The organism is Coprococcus sp. AF21-14LB (assembly GCF_003458885.1).
Lineage (GTDB): Bacteria > Bacillota > Clostridia > Lachnospirales > Lachnospiraceae > UBA9414.
Window position 1 is genome coordinate 1 of record NZ_QRVX01000007.1, and the last position, 20,261, is coordinate 20,261.

Sequence of the window (20,261 nt, forward strand, 5' to 3'; positions counted from 1 at the left end):
TTTTATTATTTTTTTCTGATTTATTTTTTGTAAATCTTTTGTATCATAGAAAAACTGCATAAAAAAAGTTCTATACAAGACGATTTTTCTTGCATAGAACTTTTCTGACTTCTCTTTCTATTTTTATTTCTGCCGATAAATAATATCGTCTCTTCCCGGTCCATTAGAAATCATTGTAATCGGATAGCCAAGTTTCTCTTCAACAAACTCGATATATTTGCGGCAGTTCTCCGGCAGATCTTCATATTTCTTAATTCCTCGAATATCGCAATTCCACCCCGGAAGAATCTCGTATACTGGTTTAGCCTTTTCCAGTAAATGTGTTGTTGGAAAGTCTGTTGTAATCTCGCCGTCAATCTCATAGGCAACACATACCGGAATTTCTTCCAGATATCCCAACACATCCAATACGGTAAACGCAACATCTGTCGTTCCCTGCATTCTGCATCCGTATTTGGAAGCAACACAATCGAACCAGCCCATACGTCTCGGACGTCCTGTTGTTGCTCCGTATTCACCGCCATCTCCACCGCGACGTCTCAATTCATCTGCTTCTTCTCCAAAAATTTCACTTACAAAAGCACCTGCACCCACTGCACTTGAATATGCTTTGCAAACAGTAATGATCTTCTGAATCTCATATGGCGCAACACCGGCTCCGATAGCTCCATATGCAGCCAGTGTCGAGGAAGATGTTACCATTGGATAAATTCCATGATCCGGATCTTTCAGTGTACCGAGCTGCCCTTCCAGAAGTACTTCTTTTCCTTCTTTTAATGCGTTATAAAGGAAAAGCGACACATCACACACATATGGACGAACTGTATCACGATATCCGTGAAGCTCTTCCAACAAAGTTTCCGGTGTAAGAAGCGGTTTGTGATAAAGGTGCTCAAGAAGTACATTTTTCTGTTCGCAAATACGCACAACTTTTTCTTTTAACAGTTCTTCGTCAAACAATTCGCTGACCTGAAATCCGATCTTTGCAAACTTATCAGAATAAAACGGAGCAATACCGGATTTGGTGGAACCGAATGATTTTCCTCCCAGTCTTTCTTCTTCATACTGATCAAATAAAATATGATATGACATAACAATCTGCGCCCTGTCTGACACAAGAATTTTCGGCATTGGAACACCTTTCTCAACAATAGACTGGATCTCATTCATAAGAACCGGAATATTTAAAGCAACACCATTTCCGATAACACTTGTTGTATGACTATAGAATACACCTGATGGAAGAGTGTGCAGTGCAAATTTTCCATAATCATTTATAATTGTGTGTCCGGCATTGGCACCACCCTGAAAACGAACAATAATATCTGCCTGCTTTGCAAGCATATCTGTAATCTTGCCTTTTCCTTCATCTCCCCAGTTAGCTCCTACTACTGCTTTTACCATACAACATTACCTCCTGTTTTACGTCACCGCCGACATTGGCTTTTTCCGCCTCGCCGGATTATTTTTTACGGAGAAATTATACTCTCATCTTTTTTTATTGACAATAGTAATTTTCCACAAAATAAAATTTTATATGCTTTTATTCTTGTAGACTCCCAATATTTCAATAGGTCCTCATACCTATGCAACCGCTATTACATAAGAGGAGCCACCAGCCGAAGAATCTCCCCTGCTGCTTTGGAAATAAATGGTCTTGTCCTTACATCTGTAATAGAAATCTTCTGACACTTCTTTAGTGTATTCTGGAAATCTTCCTCAATATCATATACCACTGCATTCTGATAAATAAATGTTCCACATTCGAAATGAAGGTACAGGCTTCGATAATCCAGATTGATGGTTCCTACCGTTGCTGTATCATCATCTGCCACAAACACTTTCGCATGTACAAATCCCGGTGTATATTCATAAATTTGTACTCCTGCTTCCAGAAGTTCTTCATAGTAAGTTTTTGCAAGCGCAAACGCATATTTTTTGTCTGGAATATGTGGCATGATAATAATTACTTCAATATTACTTTTCGCTGCCCGCGTCAACGCTGTAATCATCTCTCCATCCAGAATCAAGTATGGAGTCATAATGTGTACGTATTTTTTAGCATGATTTAAAATGTGAAAATATACTTCCTCTCCAACATTTTCATGGTCATACGGACTGTCGCCATACGGAAGCACAAATCCCAGTTCTCTTCTAAGTCCTGTTGTTGAAGGCGTCAGATAAGCATCAAACTTTTCTTTTACTGTCTCATCCACATTCCACATTTGCAGGAACATCACTGTCAGACTCTGAACCGCATCTCCCCGCAACATCACTGCAGTATCTTTCCAATGTCCAAACCGTTCTTTACGGTTAATATATTCATCAGCCAGATTAATACCGCCTGTAAATCCAACCTTTCCATCGATAACACAGATTTTCCGATGGTCACGATTGTTCTGATGCGTTGACAGCACCGGATGCACCGGGCTGAACATTTTGGCTTTCAAGCCCTTCTTCTGGAGTGTTTTCGGATAACGATACGGGAGCAATGCAATACTGCACATTCCATCATACATAAAGCGTACCTCTACTCCTTCTGCAGCTTTACGCTCAAGCACTTCCAGAATTGTATTCCACATATATCCCTCATCTACAATAAAATACTCCATAAAGATAAATTTTTCTGCCCGTTCCATCTGTCGTATCATCTCTTCAAATTTATCTTCTCCGAGAGGGAAATAGGTCACCTCCGTATTGCGGTAGGTCGGAAATCCAATCTGATGCGACATATAATAAGCAAGATTGGCATTTGAAGGCTTATTGGCTCTCAGCGCCTGTACTATTTCTTTATTTTCCTCCATATAAGGAGCTGTTTCGATTTTAAGTTCACTGAGACGTTTTCCGATATATCTGGTGCTGAATTCTGTCTTAACAAAAAGATAAAACAGTGTTCCAAACACCGGAAATAGCATTACGCATAAAATCCACGTCATCTTAAATTCGGGATTTCCCTTTTCATTCAAAATATAAATGATCATGACTGCACTAAAAATAGCCAGCATAAAGTAAATTGCAGACATGTATTTCTGCAGATAATTTACCATCGCGATCATAAACATTACCTGTGCAAGCAACAGTACAACAACAACCGCTGTCCGACTGTAGATCAGATAGGACGCACCCTTTTTAGCTTTTTTTGCCGTGTCCTGCGCTTTATTTTTTACAAGATCAACTCGATCCATGTCTTCACATCCTTTCTTCTTTTTTCCAGATTCTCACAAGAATCTCCGTTGCTTCACGAATCTGCTCCTCGCTCATATTCGCATATCCTAGAAGGATTGTTGTTCCTCCCATTTCCCACGGTCTTGTATAATATTCAGATAATCCATATACTTTAATATCCTGCTCCGCCGCAGTTTGAAGTAACTCTTCTTCTGTCCATCTATCATCAAATGTCAAAAGCAAATGCACTCCTGCATGTTCCCCTGATACCTGGCAGATCTGTTCCATTGGTTTCAGACATTCAAGCAATTTGTCATGTCTCCCCCGGTAAAGCGCACGCATTTTATTGAGATGCCTCTCAAAATATCCCTTTTCGAGAAAGTGTTCAACAACTTTTTGCTCAATACGCGGAACAGTGCAGTTGAGAAAACGACTTTTCTCCCGATAAACTGCAAGCAGCTCTTTGGGCAGAACAAGGTACCCCATTCGTATCGCAGGTGCAATGGATTTCGAAAAAGTTCCGAGGTAAATGACTTTTGCATTTCTATCATATCCTTGAAGAGCCGGAATCGGCTTCCCTTTATAACGAAATTCACTGTCGTAATCATCTTCAATAATATAGCGATTTTTGTCCCGCTTCGCCCATTCCAGAAGCTCCAGGCGCCGCCGCAGAGGCATTACAATTCCAAGCGGATACTGGTGCGACGGCATGACATAGGCAATCTGTGCGCCACATTCCTCCAACTCATCAATCTTCATTCCACTCTTGTCCAGATTTACCGTTTCTGTTTCATGGCCAAGACTTTTGAAAATTCGATAGGCCTGGCGGTAGGTCGGATTTTCAAATGCGATCTTCCTGTTACCCAAAACCATGGAAAGCAGCATCAGAAGATAATCATTTCCTGCTCCTACAATAATCTGTTCCGGACTGCAGTTCACTCCTCTGGCCTGATGGAGATAATTACTGATCTCTGCACGAAGACTGTATTCTCCCTGGGATTCTCCGGACGCAAATAATTCTGAATTATCCACAGACAGTACCTCTCTTGATAGTTTTCTCCACACAGAATAAGGAAAACTTCCCAAATCAATTCCATTTGGCGTAAAATCATAGCGATACGTCCGTACCTCGAATCCAAAAACGCCGGCACATCCTGTTCTTCCGGCTCAATCTGATACAGCCCTTCAATCGATGCAACAAAAAATCCACTGCATGGTCTCGCTTCAATGTAACCTTCTGACAACAGCTGTTCGTAGGCAAGCTCAACTGTGCTTCTGCTGACTTCCAGATAGCGTGCCAATGCTCTTGTAGACGGAAGCCGTTCTTCCACCTCAAGGGTTCCCTGACGGATTTCTTTTCGAATGTAGTCATATATCTGTTCATAAAGCGGCTGCTTCAATTCCGGATTCAAATGTATCGTCAGCTCATTCATCCTGTTTTATGCCTCTCTGTCTGAAAATATTTTTAAAAGCAAAAGAGGACTTCCCACACGCATGTCTCTTTGGACAGTCTGAGTCATCCTCTACTTGTTCTGCTATTTTGGTAACTTAAAAGAACTCTTCAGAGACACGATGCGGTTAAATACGAGCGCATCCGGTCTTGAATCTTTTGCGTCTATACAATAGTAACCATTTCTCACAAACTGATAGCTGTCATATGCTTTTGCATCCTCAAAACTCGGTTCCAGATACGCATCTTTTATGATTGTAAGGGAATTCGGATTCAAATTCAATGAACCATCTTCTTTGTTATAAACTCCCTTTTCTTCATCTACAAGATTCTCATAAAGTCTGACTTCTGCTTTGCACGCATACGGAGCCGGTACCCAGTGGATCGTTCCTTTTACTTTTCTTCCGGTAAATCCGCTTCCGCACTTTGTCTCCGGATCATAAGTACAATGTACTTCTACTACATTCCCATTTTCATCCTTTACGAAACTTTCGCATTTTACAAAGTATGCATGCATCAGGCGAACTTCATTACCCGGGAAAAGACGGAAATACTTCTTCGGCGGTTCCTCCATAAAGTCTTCCCGTTCAATATATAACTCTCGACAGAATGGTACTTTGCGGAAGCCCAGTTCTTCATTCTCCAGATTATTCTGAACATCCAGATATTCTACCTGTCCTTCAGGATAATTATCAATCACAAGCTTAATCGGATCAAGCACTGCCATCATACGCGGACGCTTCATCTTCAAATCCTCACGGATACAGTATTCAAGAGCCGCATAATCAACAGAGCTCTGGCTCTTAGACACACCGCACATCTCCATGAACATCTTCAGGGATTCCGGTGTGAATCCACGGCGACGAAGTGCTGCAATCGATACAAGACGCGGATCGTCCCATCCATCTACAATTCCATCTTCTACAAGACGGCGGATATATCTCTTACCTGTCACCACGTTTGTTAAATATAATTTTGCAAACTCAATCTGACGCGGCTTATTCTCAAATTCACATTCCTTTACAACCCAGTCATAAAGTGGACGATGATCTTCAAATTCCAATGTGCAGATAGAATGAGTAATTCCTTCCACTGCGTCTTCGATTGGATGAGCAAAGTCATACATCGGATAAATGCACCACTTATTTCCTGTATTGTGATGCTCCATCCGTGCTACACGATAAATAATCGGGTCACGCATATTAATATTCGGAGACGCCATATCAATCTTCGCACGAAGTACTTTCTCCCCGTCCGCGAATTCGCCATTCTTCATCTTCTCAAACAATTCCAGATTCTCTTCCACAGAACGATCCCGATATGGGCTGTTCTTTCCAGGTTCTGTTAATGTTCCGCGGTATTCACGGATCTCATCCGGTGTCAGATCACATACATAGCTTTGCCTTTCTGAATGAGCTTTACCGCACACTCATACATCACATCAAAATAATCTGATGCAAAATATAAATGATCTTTCCAGTCTGCTCCAAGCCACTTGATATCCTCTTTAATTGATTCAACAAACTCTACTTTCTCTTTTGTCGGGTTCGTATCATCAAAACGCATATGAAATTCTCCATGATACTTCTGTGCCAGACCATAGTTCAGTAAAATAGACTTCGCATGTCCGATATGAAGATATCCGTTCGGCTCCGGTGGAAACCGTGTACAGACATGATCGTAAACGCCTTCCTGTAAATCTTTATCTATCTCCTGCTCAATAAAGTTTTTAGATACAACAGTTTCATTATTATTATTCTCCATGAGAATCCATCCTCCTCATTTGGTTCATTCGTATCAGATATTCTATCATAACATACACTTGACTGTCAATTTCCAGTCAAGACATTTTGCGATACATTTCTCCACAGCTTTCATTCTCTCTTATTTTCTTCATTTACAGATCGTCAATCAATGCGGTACTCTTTGCATATGCGGTACTTCTCGCCTCAAAGAAATCTGTTTTAATCATATTCGCATTGCTGTACTGACTTACCCAGCCCATGCTCTCCGGCTCTTCAAGATGTCCCTCGTAAATCGGTTCCAATCCAAGATTCTGGCAGCGGAGATTTCCGAGATACTGAATATAATCTGTAATCATCTGTTTTGTCAGACCTGAAATTCCATCGCCGATCACATAATGGCCCCATTTGATTTCCTGCTCGCATCCGGTACGGATCATCTGGCGGTACTCTTCTGTCCTTTCTTCTGTAAATAACTCCGGCTCTTCCTTCTGAAGCTCCCGGATCATATTACGAAACAGCCAGAGATGCGTATTTTCATCCCGATTGATATAGCGGATTTCCTGCGCAGATCCCGGCATTTTCTGATTCCGGCCAAGATTGTAGAAAAACATAAAACCACTGTAAAAATAGATTCCTTCCAGAATATAATTTCCGATCACTGTTTTCATAAAGTTTTCTGCGCTTCGCTCTTCGAGAAATGCATTGTAAATATTTCCGATAAATGTGTTTCGCTCTAAAAGATGCACATCATTCTTCCACTGATAAAGCACTTCATTTCGTTTCTGCGGCTCGCAGATCGTATCCAACATATAGCTGTAACTCTGACTGTGTACCGCTTCCTGAAATGCCTGGATCGTTAAACAGAGATTAATTTCATTCGCTGTAATAAATTCCCCAAGCGCCGGGAGATTAGCAGTCTGAATACTATCCAGAAACACAAGAAAGGACAAAATCTTATCGTATGCTCTTCGCTCTTCCTCTGTCAGCTTTGGATAATCCTTCACATCTGCTCCGAGATTAATTTCCTCCGGTACCCAGAAATTATTCATTGCCTGACGATACCAGTCACTTACCCATGTGTATTTCATATGATTAAAATCATTCAGATTTGTTGTATTGCCATTGATGATCCGGCGATTTCGCACGTCTGTGTCTCCCTCCGGACAAAACAGCGGTTTTCTTTTTAATTTATTCATTGTTCCTCCATTTTAGCTTGAGCAAACTTCGCACTCTTCTACTTCCAGGCTTCTTGATCTTACATAATAGATTGTCTTAACCTTCTCTTCCCATGCTTTGATATAAAGATTCAGCACACCTCGCAGCGTATATTCATTTGTAATATAAAGATTCATACTCTGAGCCTGATCAATATGTCTTTGCCGAATACCGCAGGCACGGACAGACCATGTCTGGTCAATCAAATATGCATTCTGATAATACCAAAATGTCTCGGCTGAAAGTTCCGGTGCAAGACGCGGCACAATAGAATTCTTCTTTTCTTCCAGATAAAACCGGCTCATAACCGGATCTAACCCTGCCGTTGTTCCGGCGATCATACTTGTACTGCTTGTAGGTGCTGTCGCCATCAGGTACCCATTGCGAAGCCCGTAACAGTTTACTTCCTCTGCCAGCTTCTTCCAGCGTTCACTTTTATAACCGCGGCGTTCAAAATATTTTCCATTCTCCCACTCGCTTCCCGGAAAATATGTATATGCCCCTTTCTCCTTTGCAATTTCCATACTCGCCCGGACTGCCGCATAATTAATCGTCTCAAACACACGATCCACATAAGAAAGATGTTGTTCTGATTCCCAGTCAATTTCCCGTTTAGCAAGCATATGGTGATATCCACTCACGCCAAGTCCGATCGGACGGTATTTCAGATTGTTCAGCTTTGCATATGGTACCGGAAAATAATTCAGATCAATCACATTATCCAGCGCCCGGACAGCATTTGCCGTAATGTCCATCAGTTCTTTCGGATCATCTGTATTAATCCTTCCAAGAGACAGACTTGCAAGATTACACACAACAAATTCTCCCGGTTTTGTCACTGTTACAACGACTTCTTCTCCATCGATTGTCTCAATCCTCTGTTCTACATCAAGAATCTCTAACATATTCTGCGCAATTTCTGTACAAAGATTGCTGCAGTAAATCATCCCACGGTGTTTATTCGGATTCGCTTCATTTACCGCATCCCGGTTAAAGGTAAACGGAGTTCCGGTCTCCACTGCACTTTTCAAAATGAGCCGGATCAAATCTTTCATTGGTATGATGCGCTTGTGAATCCTTTCATCTGCTATGCAGTCGAAATATTTCTCCTTCCATTCTTCTCCGTAACTATCCTCAAGTGCATATCCTTTTACTGTCAAAATTTCATGGGGACACATCAGATACCAGTCCTCTTCGATATGATCTCTTGCCATTTCCCAGAAATAATCAGGATAACACACTGCCGGAAATACATCGTGTGCCTTCAGGCGGTCATCTCCATTATTGGTGCGAAGCGCCAAAAATTCCGGAAGATCTCTGTGCCATGCGTCTAAATACACAGCCACCGCCCCCTGACGTACACCGAGCTGATCAACGGCTACTGCTGTATCATTTGCCAGCTTAATCCAGCGTATTACCCCACCGGCTGCTCCTTCGAATCCCCGGATCGTACTTCCATTCGCCCGAACCTTTCCGAAATACAAGCCCATGCCGCCTCCGAATTTGCTTACCTTTGCAAAGTTATCAATGCTGCGGTAAATGCCGTTCAGACTGTCCGGTACCGTATCAATAAAACAAGAAGATAGCTGATGATACGGTTTTCGCGCATTAGAAAGCGTTGGTGTTGCCATCGTTACCTTCAATGTACTTAACATATCATAAAATTTCTTTACCCAGAGAGTTCTGTCTTTCTTTTCTTTCATTGCAAGATGCATGGCAATTCCAAGAAACATTTCCTGTGGTGTCTCCAAAGGAACACCCTGTCTGCTTCGGATAACATAGCGCTCTAAAAGCAGCATCAGCCCGGAATAATTCAGTAATTTATCCCGCTGTGGTTCCATGTATTGTTCAAATTCATCAATTTCTTCTTTCGTGTATGCTTCCAGCATATATGCTCCGTAAAGCTTTTCTTCTGTGAGATAACGCAGTTTTTCATAGAAAGAATGAATCCCTGCCTTCTCCTCTGCCGCTTTCATCTCCCCCCGGAAATGCCAAAGACAAATTCGGGCAGCTACAAATTCCCACTTCGGTTCTTCCACTTTCGTAAGTTCTGCTGCTGCTTTCAAAAGCATCTGAACTTGTTCTTCTTCTGTCATATTTTCGCGGTACAATGTCTGAAACTTTTCTTTCAGCTTTTTCACAGCATATTCTTGTTCCGGGAAATCCTTCTCAAGTTCTTTATATAATCGTTCAAAATCCACCGTTGTTTCTCCTTTCTGTCACTGTACCATTTATACCACAACATATAGTGTGTTGCAATATTTTTTTCTCATTTTAGTTCTATATATATTACAGTTTTTATACAAGAAACGCTTAAAACATTGGAAAAAGGCAGATATCACTCATACGAGTCACACCTGCCCCTGCATTTTTAATCTTTCATTCTCTCTCTCAGAATCCACAGCGCATGAACAATGATCGCCGCATGATCTACCGCGATCTCACCGCCGTCTTCTACTGTAAAATCCCATTCCCGAATCAGTCCGATCCGCTCTTTCTGCCGCACTACTGCCCGCAGCGTAACCGCTTTCTCCTGACACGCAACCTGCAGCTCATATCTGCGCACATTTTGGTCTTCCTCCCGGATTTCTTCCAATAAATTCAGGCGGATGGAAAACCATGCGGCATCTGCAGCATCATCTCCCGCTTCTACTTGAAGATCATCCTGCTTTACAAGAGCCATATAGGCTGTTGTGATGACTCTCGTGCGTGGATCGCGGTTCATCTTCCCATAAGTGGCAAACTGTTCCATCGAAAGTCCTGTCACATTTGTTTCTTCTTCCAGCTCTCGCCTCGCTGTCACATCCAGATCTTCTCTCATATTTGCAAATCCTCCCGGAAGTGCCCAATAACCGATAGAAGGGTGATTCCCCCGACGGATCAAAAGCAGTTTCCATCCCGGAAAATCTTTTCTTAAATCTTCTTCTCTTTTATAAGAAAAGATGACTGCATCTGTTGTGCAGCTTGGCGTCTCATATCTGGCAGGATCATACTGCTCCAGAAATTCCTCCAGTGTCTTTCCCTCTGCATTTTTTTGCCCCGTTCCTAAAAACGGGGCAACATTTTCTAAAAATCTACTCATTATTCTTCTGCCTGACGGTTCGCAATCTCTTTCTCCTGTACATCTGACGGAGCCTGTTCATAGCGAACAAATTCATACTCATAAGAACCGCGTCCTGCTGTCATAGAACGAAGCACTGTACAGTAACCGAACACACCTGTCATCGGAATCTCAGCTTCAATTACCTGTTTGCCGTTACCGACCGGATTCATTCCCATAACACGACCACGGCGCTTATTCAGATCACCCATGACATCACCTGTGTTCTCGTCCGGAACAGTTACTTTTAAGTTGGCGATCGGCTCTAATAATACTGGGGATGCCTCCAGAATTCCTTTCTTAAATGCCTGAATCGTAGCTGTCTTAAATGCCATCTCAGAAGAATCCACCGGATGATAAGAACCATCGTACAACACTGCTTTCACACCAACAACCGGATATCCGGCCAACGGTCCTTTCACAACAGATTCCTGAAGTCCTTTCTCAACTGCCGGGAAGTAGTTCTTCGGAACAGCTCCTCCTACAACTTCTTCTTCAAATACATACGGTGTTTCCAAATCTCCTGAAGGTTCAAAACGCATCTTTACATGTCCGTACTGTCCATGACCTCCGGACTGTTTTTTATATTTGGAATCTACATCTGATTTCTTACGGATTGTCTCACGGAATGCAACCTTTGGTGTTTCCAATGTCACATCCACTTTATATCTGGAAGCAAGTTTGCTCACTGCAATCTCAAGATGCTGATCTCCCATACCATAGAGCAGTGACTGACGGTTCTCGCTGTCATTGACTGCTTTCAATGTTACATCTTCTGCCATCATCTTAGCAAGCGCCTGAGAAACTTTGTCCTCATCACCTTTTGTCTTAACAACATATTTCATATATGTATACGGAACAGAGTATTCTGTCTTTCCGTACATAATCTGTGTTGATTTTGTAGAAAGTGTATCTCCTGTCTTTGTGGATGCCAGTTTCGCAATAGCGCCGATATCACCTGCATGAAGTTCAGATACTTCGATCGGCTTATTACCGCTCATCACATATAGCTTTCCGAGCTTCTCATCTGCATCTGCTGACGCATTGTAAAGTGTATCTTCTCCTTTTAATACTCCGGAACATACTTTAATAAAGGAATACTTTCCAATAAACGGATCTACCATTGTCTTAAATACATATGCACTCTTTGATTTTGCGAAATCATAGTTCGCTTCAAAAATCTCATTCGTTGTGCGCTTAATACCTGCACATTCTCTCTTATCCGGACTCGGGAAAAATCTTACAATATCAGATAATAAGTTCGCAACACCCTGAGCCTCAAGATTTGATCCCATACCAACCGGAACAATGCTTCCATCCATAACATTGGAACGAAGCGCAGCTCTTACTTCTTCTGTAGAGAATTCTTCGCCATTGAAATAGCGTTCCATAAATTCTTCACTCGTTTCAGCTACTGCTTCCAATAATTTCTCGCGGTATTTCTCCACATACGGAACGATATAATCCGGCATCTCACACTCTTCACGCTCTGCAATTCCGGTAAATCTTCTTGCCGCATTTTTAATAATATTGACATATCCTACAAGTTTTTCATTCTCACGGAACGGAACAGCTCTCGGGGCAATTACCTTTCCGTATTTCGCTGTCAATTCTTCCACTACTTCACGGAAACTTGCATCATCAACATCCATCTCCGTTACATAGATCATACGCGGTAAATGATATTTCTCACAGAGTTCCCACGCCTTCTCTGTTCCAACCTGCACGCCGGCTTTACCGGATACAACAATGATTGCTGCATCTGCTGCACTGACTGCTTCTTCTACTTCTCCGACAAAGTCAAAATATCCAGGAGTATCGAGAATATTGATCTTTGCTTTCTCCCACTCCAGGGGAATCAAACTTGTGCTGATAGAAAATTCGCGTTTCTGTTCCTCTTTATCAAAATCACTGACAGTATTGTGGTCTGTAATTTTACCCATGCGGTTTGTCGCTCCGGATACATACAGCATTGCCTCAACAAGACTTGTTTTACCGCTTCCGCCATGTCCTAAAAGTACCACGTTTCTGATCTCATCGGTTCTATACACTTTCATAATTCACGCTGCCTCCTTGCATGTCATCTTAATAGCTATATTGTACTAAAATTTTTATGATTTTACAACTATTTTATGTAAAATATACAATTTTTCTTTTTTCACTTTCTCACTTTAAAGTGGCGTTGCATTGACAAATGCAGCAAAATACAATAAAATAACAGTACATAGCTTGATTCCGGCATCTGAAAGAAACGATTCTCACACAATCTGGAAAAGATGTCCGGAAAACGGCGCACAAAGAAAGGACTCAACACCTATGACACTTAACAAAATCGGATTTATCGGACTTGGCCTGATCGGCGGCTCCATCGCCAAAGCAGTCCGGCAATACTATCCTGACTGTGAAATTACAGCCTTTGACAAAAGCAAAGAGACACTGGCACTGGCGCTGCAGGAAAATGTCATAACAGCATCCTGCAGTACGATAGACGACAGTTTCCGGGGATGTGACTTTGTATTTCTCTGTACTCCGGTTTCTTATAATAATGCATATTTAAAACAAATCTTCCGATATCTTGATGAAAATACACTTCTTACGGATGTCGGCAGTGTAAAAACTTCTATCCATGAAGAAGTGAAGGCACTCGGACTTGACAGACAGTTTATCGGTGGTCACCCAATGGCCGGCTCTGAAAAAAGCGGTTACAGCAACTCCAAGGCCTTCCTTATTGAAAATGCCTACTATGTCATCACTCCTTCTGACACGGTACCGGAAGAGCGGATTCAGACCTTTCAGGAACTGATCCTATCCTTGCGTGCAATTCCGATCCGGCTCAATTACCGGCAGCATGATCAAATTACCGGAATGATCAGCCATCTTCCCCATATTATTGCATCCGGCCTTGTGAAATTCGTAAAGGAACAGGATGACAGCAATCAGCTTATGAAAATGCTTGCTGCAGGAGGATTTAAAGACATCACAAGGATCGCTTCCTCTTCTCCAACAATGTGGGAGCATATCTGTCTTCTGAATCAGGAATATATTTCCAAGATTCTTTCAGAATACATTGCCTCCCTTGAGAAAATAAAAGCACTTGTCGATACCTCTGATGCGGACAAACTCCATTCTTTTTTTGCCGAAGCAAGAGAATACCGCAATTCCATGCCGGAGATTTCTGCCGGACCTATCAAGAAATCTTTCTCTATCTATTGTGATCTGATCGACGAAGCCGGAGGAATTGCTGCCATTGCAACCATTCTTTCTGCATCCGGTATCAGTATTAAGAACATTGGTATTCTGCATAACCGGGAATTTGAAGACGGAGTCCTGCATATCGAATTTTACGATGAGGCAGCATCTGACCATGCCGCTGCCCTTCTGGAAAAATATCATTATATTATATACAGACGTTAAAGGAGGACAAACCGATGAAGTTTCATCCGATTTCTCATCTGTCCGGTACTGTAACAGTTCCGGGCGACAAATCCATTTCCCACCGCGCTGTCATGTTCGGCTCACTTGCACAGGGAAATACAACAATTACAAATTTTCTGCCAGGCGCTGACTGCCGTTCTACTATCCAGTGTTTTCGCAGTATGGGAATCGAAATCGAGCATAGCGGTACCAATGTAACCGTTCATGGACAGGGATTGCATGGGCTGCGAAAACCGGAAACCATACTGGATGTCGGCAACAGCGGAACAACTACCCGTCTTCTGTCCGGAATTCTGGCAGGACAGCAGTTTTCTTCTGTTCTTTCCGGCGACCATTCTCTGAACAGCCGTCCCATGGGACGAATCATACGTCCACTTTCAGAGATGGGAGCTTCTATTAAGAGCCTGAAAGGAAACGGGTGCGCCCCTCTTCAGATTGATCCGGGAACGCTTCACGGAATTCACTATCTCTCTCCCGTTTCTTCTGCTCAGGTAAAATCTGCCGTACTTCTGGCAGGACTTTATGGTGACAGCGAAACAAAAGTAACGGAACCGGCACTTTCCAGAGATCATACGGAACGAATGCTGAAATCTTTTGGCGCTGATATCACTTCGATTGTACACAGCGACGGCAGTGCCAGTGCATCCATCTTTCCTTGCAGCGAACTGTATGCACAGGACATTTGTGTGCCGGGAGATATTTCTTCTGCCGCTTATTTTATCGCAGCGGGTCTTCTCGTACCGGATTCTGAGATTCTGATTCGCAATGTAGGAATCAATCCTACCAGAGCGGGAATTCTTGATGTATGCCGGAACATGGGCGCTGACATTACCTTTGTCAACAAACATACGGATCAGGAACCAACTGCTGATCTGCTTGTCCGTACGAGCAAACTCCACGGAACAACAATCGAAGGGGCACTCATTCCATCTCTCATTGATGAAATTCCAATGATCGCAGTCATGGCAGCTGCCGCAGAAGGAATTACCATCATCAAAGATGCACAGGAATTGAAGGTAAAAGAGACTGACCGGATTGCAACAGTAACTGAAGGACTTCAGGCAATGGGCGCCGACATTACCCCGACAGAAGATGGTATGATTATCCGGGGCGGACAGTCACTCCACGGCGCACAGATCAACAGCTATCTGGATCACCGCATTGCAATGGCATTTTCCATTGCCGGACTAATTGCTGAGGGAACTACCTCCATTGACAGCAGTCACTGTGTTGATGTATCTTATCCGACATTTTTTGAAACACTGCGCTCACTTAGCCAGTAATCTGAAAGGAGTTTTTATGACACGAGAAGAACTATACGCATCTATTTATACCCACGACACCATTTATCAGCCACCCTGGGAAGAAGGTGTTCCTGCACTGGAAGTAGCCCTTGGCTGTAGTTGGCACAAATGCCTTTTTTGCGATTTCGCCAAAGATCCATTTCAGATTCATCCCCTGGATAAAATTGAGCATAATATGAAGATCCTCGGACAGCTCCGTCCTGATGCCGAACGGCTCTTTCTATTAGGAGAAAATGCATTCGCAATCTCTTCTGATATTCTTTGTCAGATTTTCGACATGACTGACAAGTATATGCCTCATGTATATGAATTCTCTATGTATGCGCGCATTGACGATGTTCTTCGCAAGACCGATGAAGAGCTCCAAACACTGCATAAAATGGGATTATCCATGCTTCACATCGGCGTAGATCCGGAAGTGATTCAATTCTCGCACTGATGAACAAAGGAATTACGTCTTCACAGACAGTTTCTGCCCTGAATCGTCTGGACAGAATCGGCATCGATTACTGTGTTACTGTAATTCTTGGCCTTGGAGGACGTACTTACCGAAATCTCCATGCCATCGAAACCGCCCGTATGCTGAACCGTACACATCCAAAGAATATCTGGTGCCTGAAATTAAAAGTATGGGAACATACACCTCTGGAAAAGATGGTAAAAAGAGGAGAGTTTGATCCTATGACACCGGAGGAAATCCTTCTGGAAGAACGTATTCTTCTGGAGAATCTCCATGTGACCGGGTGCAGTTATGTAGATTCCACTGTTCTTGATGCTTACACAATCCAGGGAGATCTTCCTGAACAAAAAGAATCTATGCTGCGTGCAATTAATAATTTACTTGCCTTCAATTGGGGAAAAACAACTCCAACTGTTATTCGCTAACTCCGGATTACTTTATGCAAATAAACCACTTTATAAAAGAGCCACACCCTGATCTGATCATGGTCTGGCTCTTATTCTATCACCTCAGTGTTTTTTCATCTATTCCTGTTTTAGTTCTTCTTCCAGCAATCTCATAATTTCCTTTGCTTCTTTTGAAAGCACTTTCTTTTTATGATGGATCACATGAAATCGTCTTCTGAAATAAGCGTCTGACAATTTCAAAACTCCTACTTGTTCCTCCATATGTTCCATTTTCAGAAACTGCTGTGGAATAATGGTAATCCCGATTCCTTTCGCCGCTGCCTGCAAAAGCGCCACTGTGCTGGTACTCTCCCAGAGCGGTGTTACCGAAAAATTGTGCAGAAGAAATACACTGTCTATCACCGCCCTCGTTCCACTGTTCTTTTCCCGCAGAAGAAAGTTCTCTTCTGCAAGATCTTTCAGCAGCAAATGTTCTTTTTGCAGCAACGGATGTTCCCTGTGACAGACAATGCAAAGTTCTTCTTCCCGAAGCATCTCCACCGCCAAATGCTCTGAGTGTACCGGTCCCTCAACAAAACAAAAATCCAGCTCATTTTCCAGAAGCGCTGCCTCCAAAAGCTCTGTACTGTTCACCTGTGTCTGAATCCGAAGATCCGGAAACTGTTTCATTGCCTTCGCAATGGTATTGGGCATATAGTAGACACCCATCGTCATGCTGGCGCCAATCCGGATTTTCTTCTGAAAGGTATCTCTTCTAAGTGTCTGTTCCATCTCTCCCATCAATTCTAAAATGGATGATGCATACTGATATGCAGTCTCGCCCGCCTCTGTAATAAAAAGTTTTCTGGAAATCCGTTCAAATAGCTGCTGTCCATAATACTCTTCCAGCTCTCTAAGTGCAAGACTGACTGCCGGCTGAGACATATAGAGTTCTCTGGCTGCTCCTGTCACACTTTTCTGCCTGCAAATTTCCACAAAAATCCGCAAATGTTTCAAAGTCATTTCTATTTTCCCTCCCATGACATATCACGCCCATTCTTTTATACAGATTAATCTATATTATTTTTCATATATATATTATATTATAATACTATTTTACTTATAGAACAAGAAAGGTTATGATAAGAACAGAGTAAAAACTGAGGAGCAGATATCATATGAAACAGCCAAATATTTTATGGATCACAAGCGATCAGCAGCATTTTTCAACTCTCGGTATCTTGAATGACAAGATCAAAACTCCGAATCTTGACCGGCTTGCAAGAGAAGGGATGCTCTTTGACCGCACCTATTGTCCAAACCCAACCTGTACACCGACCCGGGCATCTTTGATCACCGGAAAGTATCCATCCCAGCACGGCGGATGGACGTTGGGAACAAAAATGCCGGAAACTGAACCAACGATAGGCTCCTATTTAGCAAAAGAAGGCTATCAGACAGCGCTTGTCGGCAAAGCACATTTCCAGCCGAATCTGACAACAGATGAATTTCCTTCCCTGGAGTCTATGCCGCTCCTTCAGGATCTTGATTTCTGGAAGAATTTTCACGATCCATTCTATGGGTTTGACCATGTAGAGCTTGCACGAAACCATACAAACGAATTTCTTGTCGGACAGCACTACGCACTCTGGATGGAGGAAAAGGGCTGCAAAAACTGGCGCGACTACTTTACTGCACCAACGGGAACCATGCCAAAAGATCAAAAATATCACTGGGATATTCCGGAAGAATTCCATTATGACACATGGATTGCCGAACGAAGCAATGCTCTTTTAGAAGAATACAGCAAATCTGACAAACCATTCTTCCTCTGGAGCAGTTTCTTTGATCCGCATCCGGACTATCTTGCACCTTCTCCATGGGATACCATGTATGATGATATTGATCTGGACGTACCGGAAGTTGTTCCCGGAGAACACGATCACAATCCGCCGCATTTTCAGCTGACGCAAGATCCGAATGCTGATTTTTCTTCCTGGCAGGAAAGTGGTTTCTTCTGCCACGGAATGCATTCCCATGCAAATATTTCCAGAGAAACGGCTCGAAAGAATATGTCTGTCTACTACGGAATGGTCTCTCTAATGGATAAATACATCGGAAAAATTCTCGATAAATTGGATGAACTGGGACTTACAGATAATACCCTTGTCATCTTCACAACAGACCACGGACATTTCTTTGGTCAGCATGGTCTCCACGCCAAAGGGCCTTTCCTGTACGAAGATATGATTAAAGTACCGATGATCGCGCGTTTCCCGGGACAGATTCCTGCCGGTACAAGAAATACTGCTATCCAGTCACTTGTGGATATCGCTCCAACCTGCCTGGACTTCTGCGGACTTCCAATTCCCCGCACAATGGCCGGTCTCAGCGAAAAAGATGTCTGGTGTGGGCAGAAGGACTTTGTCCGGGATCACGCCATCTGCGAACATCACCATGAACCTACGACAATTCATCTGAAGACTTATGTAGATACGCGCTATAAACTGACGGTCTACTATAACCAGACATATGGGGAACTGTTTGATCTGGAAAATGATCCGCAGGAACTCCATAATCTCTGGGATGATCCGAATTCACAGTCATTAAAACAGGAACTTTTATTGAAATATATCTGGGCAGAACTTGGCAAAGAAATTATGTGGATGCCGCGCATTTCAAATGCATAATCGGAGCAGACTTATGAAAAATTATTTAGAAAATTCAAAAACAACAACCTCTTCCGCTCTTCCGGGCGGACTTCGCACCTACCTTACGCTTTTCTGGTCGATGCTGACAATCAGCACCTTTACCTTTGGAGGCGGCTTTGTCATTATCTCGTTAATGAAGAAAAAATTTGTAGAAGATCTCCACTGGCTTACAGAAGAAGAAGTGCTGGATCTGACTGCCATCGCGCAGTCAGCTCCCGGAGCACTGGCAGTCAATGCCGCTATTATCTTTGGATATCGTATCAAAAAACTGCCCGGCGCCATTGCCGCAGTACTTGGCACGATCATTCCACCGGTAGCTATTATTTCTCTGATTTCCATCTGTTATGAACAGTTCCGTGATAATCGCATTATCGCACTGGCGCTTCAAGTTATGAGAGCTGGTGTGGCAGCCGTTATTTTCGATGTTGTGATCACTCTGATTGAAAATCTGTTTCATGCAAAACAGCCATTTCTTATTCTTTTGGCTGCTGCAGCATTTACAGCTTCCTTTTTCTTTCAAGTTAGTTCCATCGTCATCATTCTGATCTGTGCAGTCATCGGACTTCTGATGACACTTCGAAAGAAATACCACACCAACACCGTTGAGAAAGGGGGAAGGGCATCATGATTTTAGCAGAACTGTACGCATGCTTTTTTCAAATCGGTCTGTTCAGCTTCGGTGGCGGCTATGCTGCAATGTCTCTCATTCAGAACCTTGTTGTCAATACCCATCACTGGCTTGCAATGGACGAGTTTGTAGATTTGATTACCATTGCAGAAATGACTCCCGGGCCCATCGCAGTAAATGCCGCAACCTTTGTCGGACAGCGTCTTGGCGGTATGACAGGCGCCATTGTCTGTACCCTTGGATGCATTACACCATCTCTTATCATCGTACTGCTCCTGTCATGGCTGTACTGTAAATACAAGAACCTGGACATTGTTCAAGGCGTTCTTGGCGGTCTTCGTCCGGCTATTGTTTCTATGATCGCAGGCGCTGCCTGTACTATTTTCATTCTTGCAGTTTTTAATTCCGACCTTGCCGGAATTCAATTAGATCATTTTCACGGAATCGAATTTCTGCTTTTTGCAGTCGGACTCTTCCTTCTCCGGAAATTCCGTCTAAATCCAATTCTCATTATTTTTGGAAGCGGTATCGCCGGAACTCTTTTATATGCAGCTGCAGATTTATTTTCTTAACTGCATTTCATTCATAAGCAAACAGGCAGAGCGCCTGCCGGAATTTATTTCATTCCGAAGCGTTCTGCCTGTTTTTTTATATAATACGAA

At 42.8% G+C, this 20,261-nt stretch carries 14 protein-coding genes and 2 pseudogenes; 7 read left to right on the forward strand and 9 right to left on the reverse strand.

Annotation, left to right across the window (positions count from 1 at the left end; all coding sequences use genetic code 11):
• Window positions 1-123 precede the first annotated feature (123 nt).
• The 8 genes and pseudogenes from DWX73_RS02700 to DWX73_RS02735 form a co-directional block, all read right to left on the reverse strand.
• On the reverse strand, window positions 124-1,404 hold the full coding sequence (locus tag DWX73_RS02700) for an adenylosuccinate synthase (protein WP_118346684.1): 1,281 nt from the start codon (window positions 1,402-1,404) through the stop codon (window positions 124-126).
• A 194-nt stretch (window positions 1,405-1,598) separates the two neighbouring features.
• Entirely contained in the window at window positions 1,599-3,185 is a 1,587-nt protein-coding gene (gene cls, locus DWX73_RS02705; protein ID WP_118346686.1) for a cardiolipin synthase, read from the reverse strand.
• Window positions 3,186-3,189: 4 nt separating this feature from the next.
• Window positions 3,190-4,598: pseudogene (gene pdxR / locus DWX73_RS02710) on the reverse strand (MocR-like pyridoxine biosynthesis transcription factor PdxR).
• Window positions 4,599-4,700: 102 nt separating this feature from the next.
• Window positions 4,701-6,379, reverse strand: a pseudogene (locus tag DWX73_RS02715) (glutamine--tRNA ligase/YqeY domain fusion protein).
• Window positions 6,380-6,512: 133 nt separating this feature from the next.
• Window positions 6,513-7,556, reverse strand: coding sequence for a ribonucleotide-diphosphate reductase subunit beta (locus tag DWX73_RS02720; protein ID WP_118346687.1), 1,044 nt, complete (start codon window positions 7,554-7,556; stop codon window positions 6,513-6,515).
• A gap of 12 nt (window positions 7,557-7,568) precedes the next feature.
• Window positions 7,569-9,776, reverse strand: coding sequence for a ribonucleoside-diphosphate reductase subunit alpha (locus DWX73_RS02725; RefSeq protein ID WP_242996559.1), 2,208 nt, complete (start codon window positions 9,774-9,776; stop codon window positions 7,569-7,571).
• Between the two features lie 170 nt (window positions 9,777-9,946).
• Complete coding sequence (locus tag DWX73_RS02730; protein WP_118346689.1) at window positions 9,947-10,657, reverse strand: NUDIX domain-containing protein; 711 nt, start codon at window positions 10,655-10,657, stop codon at window positions 9,947-9,949.
• Window positions 10,657-12,732 (reverse strand): elongation factor G, encoded by a 2,076-nt coding sequence (locus DWX73_RS02735; RefSeq protein WP_118346691.1) that lies wholly within the window; start codon window positions 12,730-12,732, stop codon window positions 10,657-10,659. The genes DWX73_RS02730 and DWX73_RS02735 overlap by 1 nt, the downstream gene beginning before the upstream one ends.
• A 259-nt stretch (window positions 12,733-12,991) precedes the next feature.
• Between DWX73_RS02735 and DWX73_RS02740 the strand changes: the two genes are divergently transcribed.
• From DWX73_RS02740 to DWX73_RS13810, 4 genes are read left to right on the forward strand one after another with little or no spacing between them, the layout of a single operon-like run.
• Window positions 12,992-14,089: a prephenate dehydrogenase gene (locus DWX73_RS02740; RefSeq protein ID WP_118346789.1), complete on the forward strand. Its 1,098-nt coding sequence runs from the start codon at window positions 12,992-12,994 to the stop codon at window positions 14,087-14,089.
• A gap of 14 nt (window positions 14,090-14,103) precedes the next feature.
• Window positions 14,104-15,393: a 3-phosphoshikimate 1-carboxyvinyltransferase gene (gene aroA, locus DWX73_RS02745; protein WP_118346693.1), complete on the forward strand. Its 1,290-nt coding sequence runs from the start codon at window positions 14,104-14,106 to the stop codon at window positions 15,391-15,393.
• A gap of 16 nt (window positions 15,394-15,409) precedes the next feature.
• Window positions 15,410-15,853 (forward strand): hypothetical protein, encoded by a 444-nt coding sequence (locus tag DWX73_RS13805; protein ID WP_242996561.1) that lies wholly within the window; start codon window positions 15,410-15,412, stop codon window positions 15,851-15,853.
• The gene (locus DWX73_RS13810; protein ID WP_242996563.1) at window positions 15,853-16,299 is read left to right on the forward strand and encodes a hypothetical protein; all 447 of its coding nucleotides are present in this window, start codon (window positions 15,853-15,855) and stop codon (window positions 16,297-16,299) included. The genes DWX73_RS13805 and DWX73_RS13810 overlap by 1 nt, the downstream gene beginning before the upstream one ends.
• Before the next feature lie 99 nt (window positions 16,300-16,398).
• Here the strand turns inward: DWX73_RS13810 and DWX73_RS02755 are convergent, their stop codons facing one another.
• Window positions 16,399-17,283: a LysR family transcriptional regulator gene (locus DWX73_RS02755; protein ID WP_158556812.1), complete on the reverse strand. Its 885-nt coding sequence runs from the start codon at window positions 17,281-17,283 to the stop codon at window positions 16,399-16,401.
• Window positions 17,284-17,438: 155 nt separating this feature from the next.
• On the opposite strand from DWX73_RS02755, the gene DWX73_RS02760 reads away from it, so the two are divergent.
• The 3 genes from DWX73_RS02760 to DWX73_RS02770 are packed head-to-tail and all read left to right on the forward strand — an operon-like array spanning window position 17,439 to window position 20,171.
• Window positions 17,439-18,950: a sulfatase family protein gene (locus DWX73_RS02760; RefSeq protein ID WP_118346697.1), complete on the forward strand. Its 1,512-nt coding sequence runs from the start codon at window positions 17,439-17,441 to the stop codon at window positions 18,948-18,950.
• A gap of 13 nt (window positions 18,951-18,963) precedes the next feature.
• Entirely contained in the window at window positions 18,964-19,599 is a 636-nt protein-coding gene (locus DWX73_RS02765) for a chromate transporter (protein ID WP_118346699.1), read from the forward strand.
• Window positions 19,596-20,171 carry a chromate transporter gene (locus DWX73_RS02770; protein ID WP_118346701.1) on the forward strand — a complete coding sequence of 192 codons (576 nt, stop codon included), beginning with the start codon at window positions 19,596-19,598 and terminating at the stop codon, window positions 20,169-20,171. Before DWX73_RS02765 ends, DWX73_RS02770 begins: the two co-directional genes overlap by 4 nt.
• The last annotated feature ends 90 nt before the right edge of the window (window positions 20,172-20,261 follow it).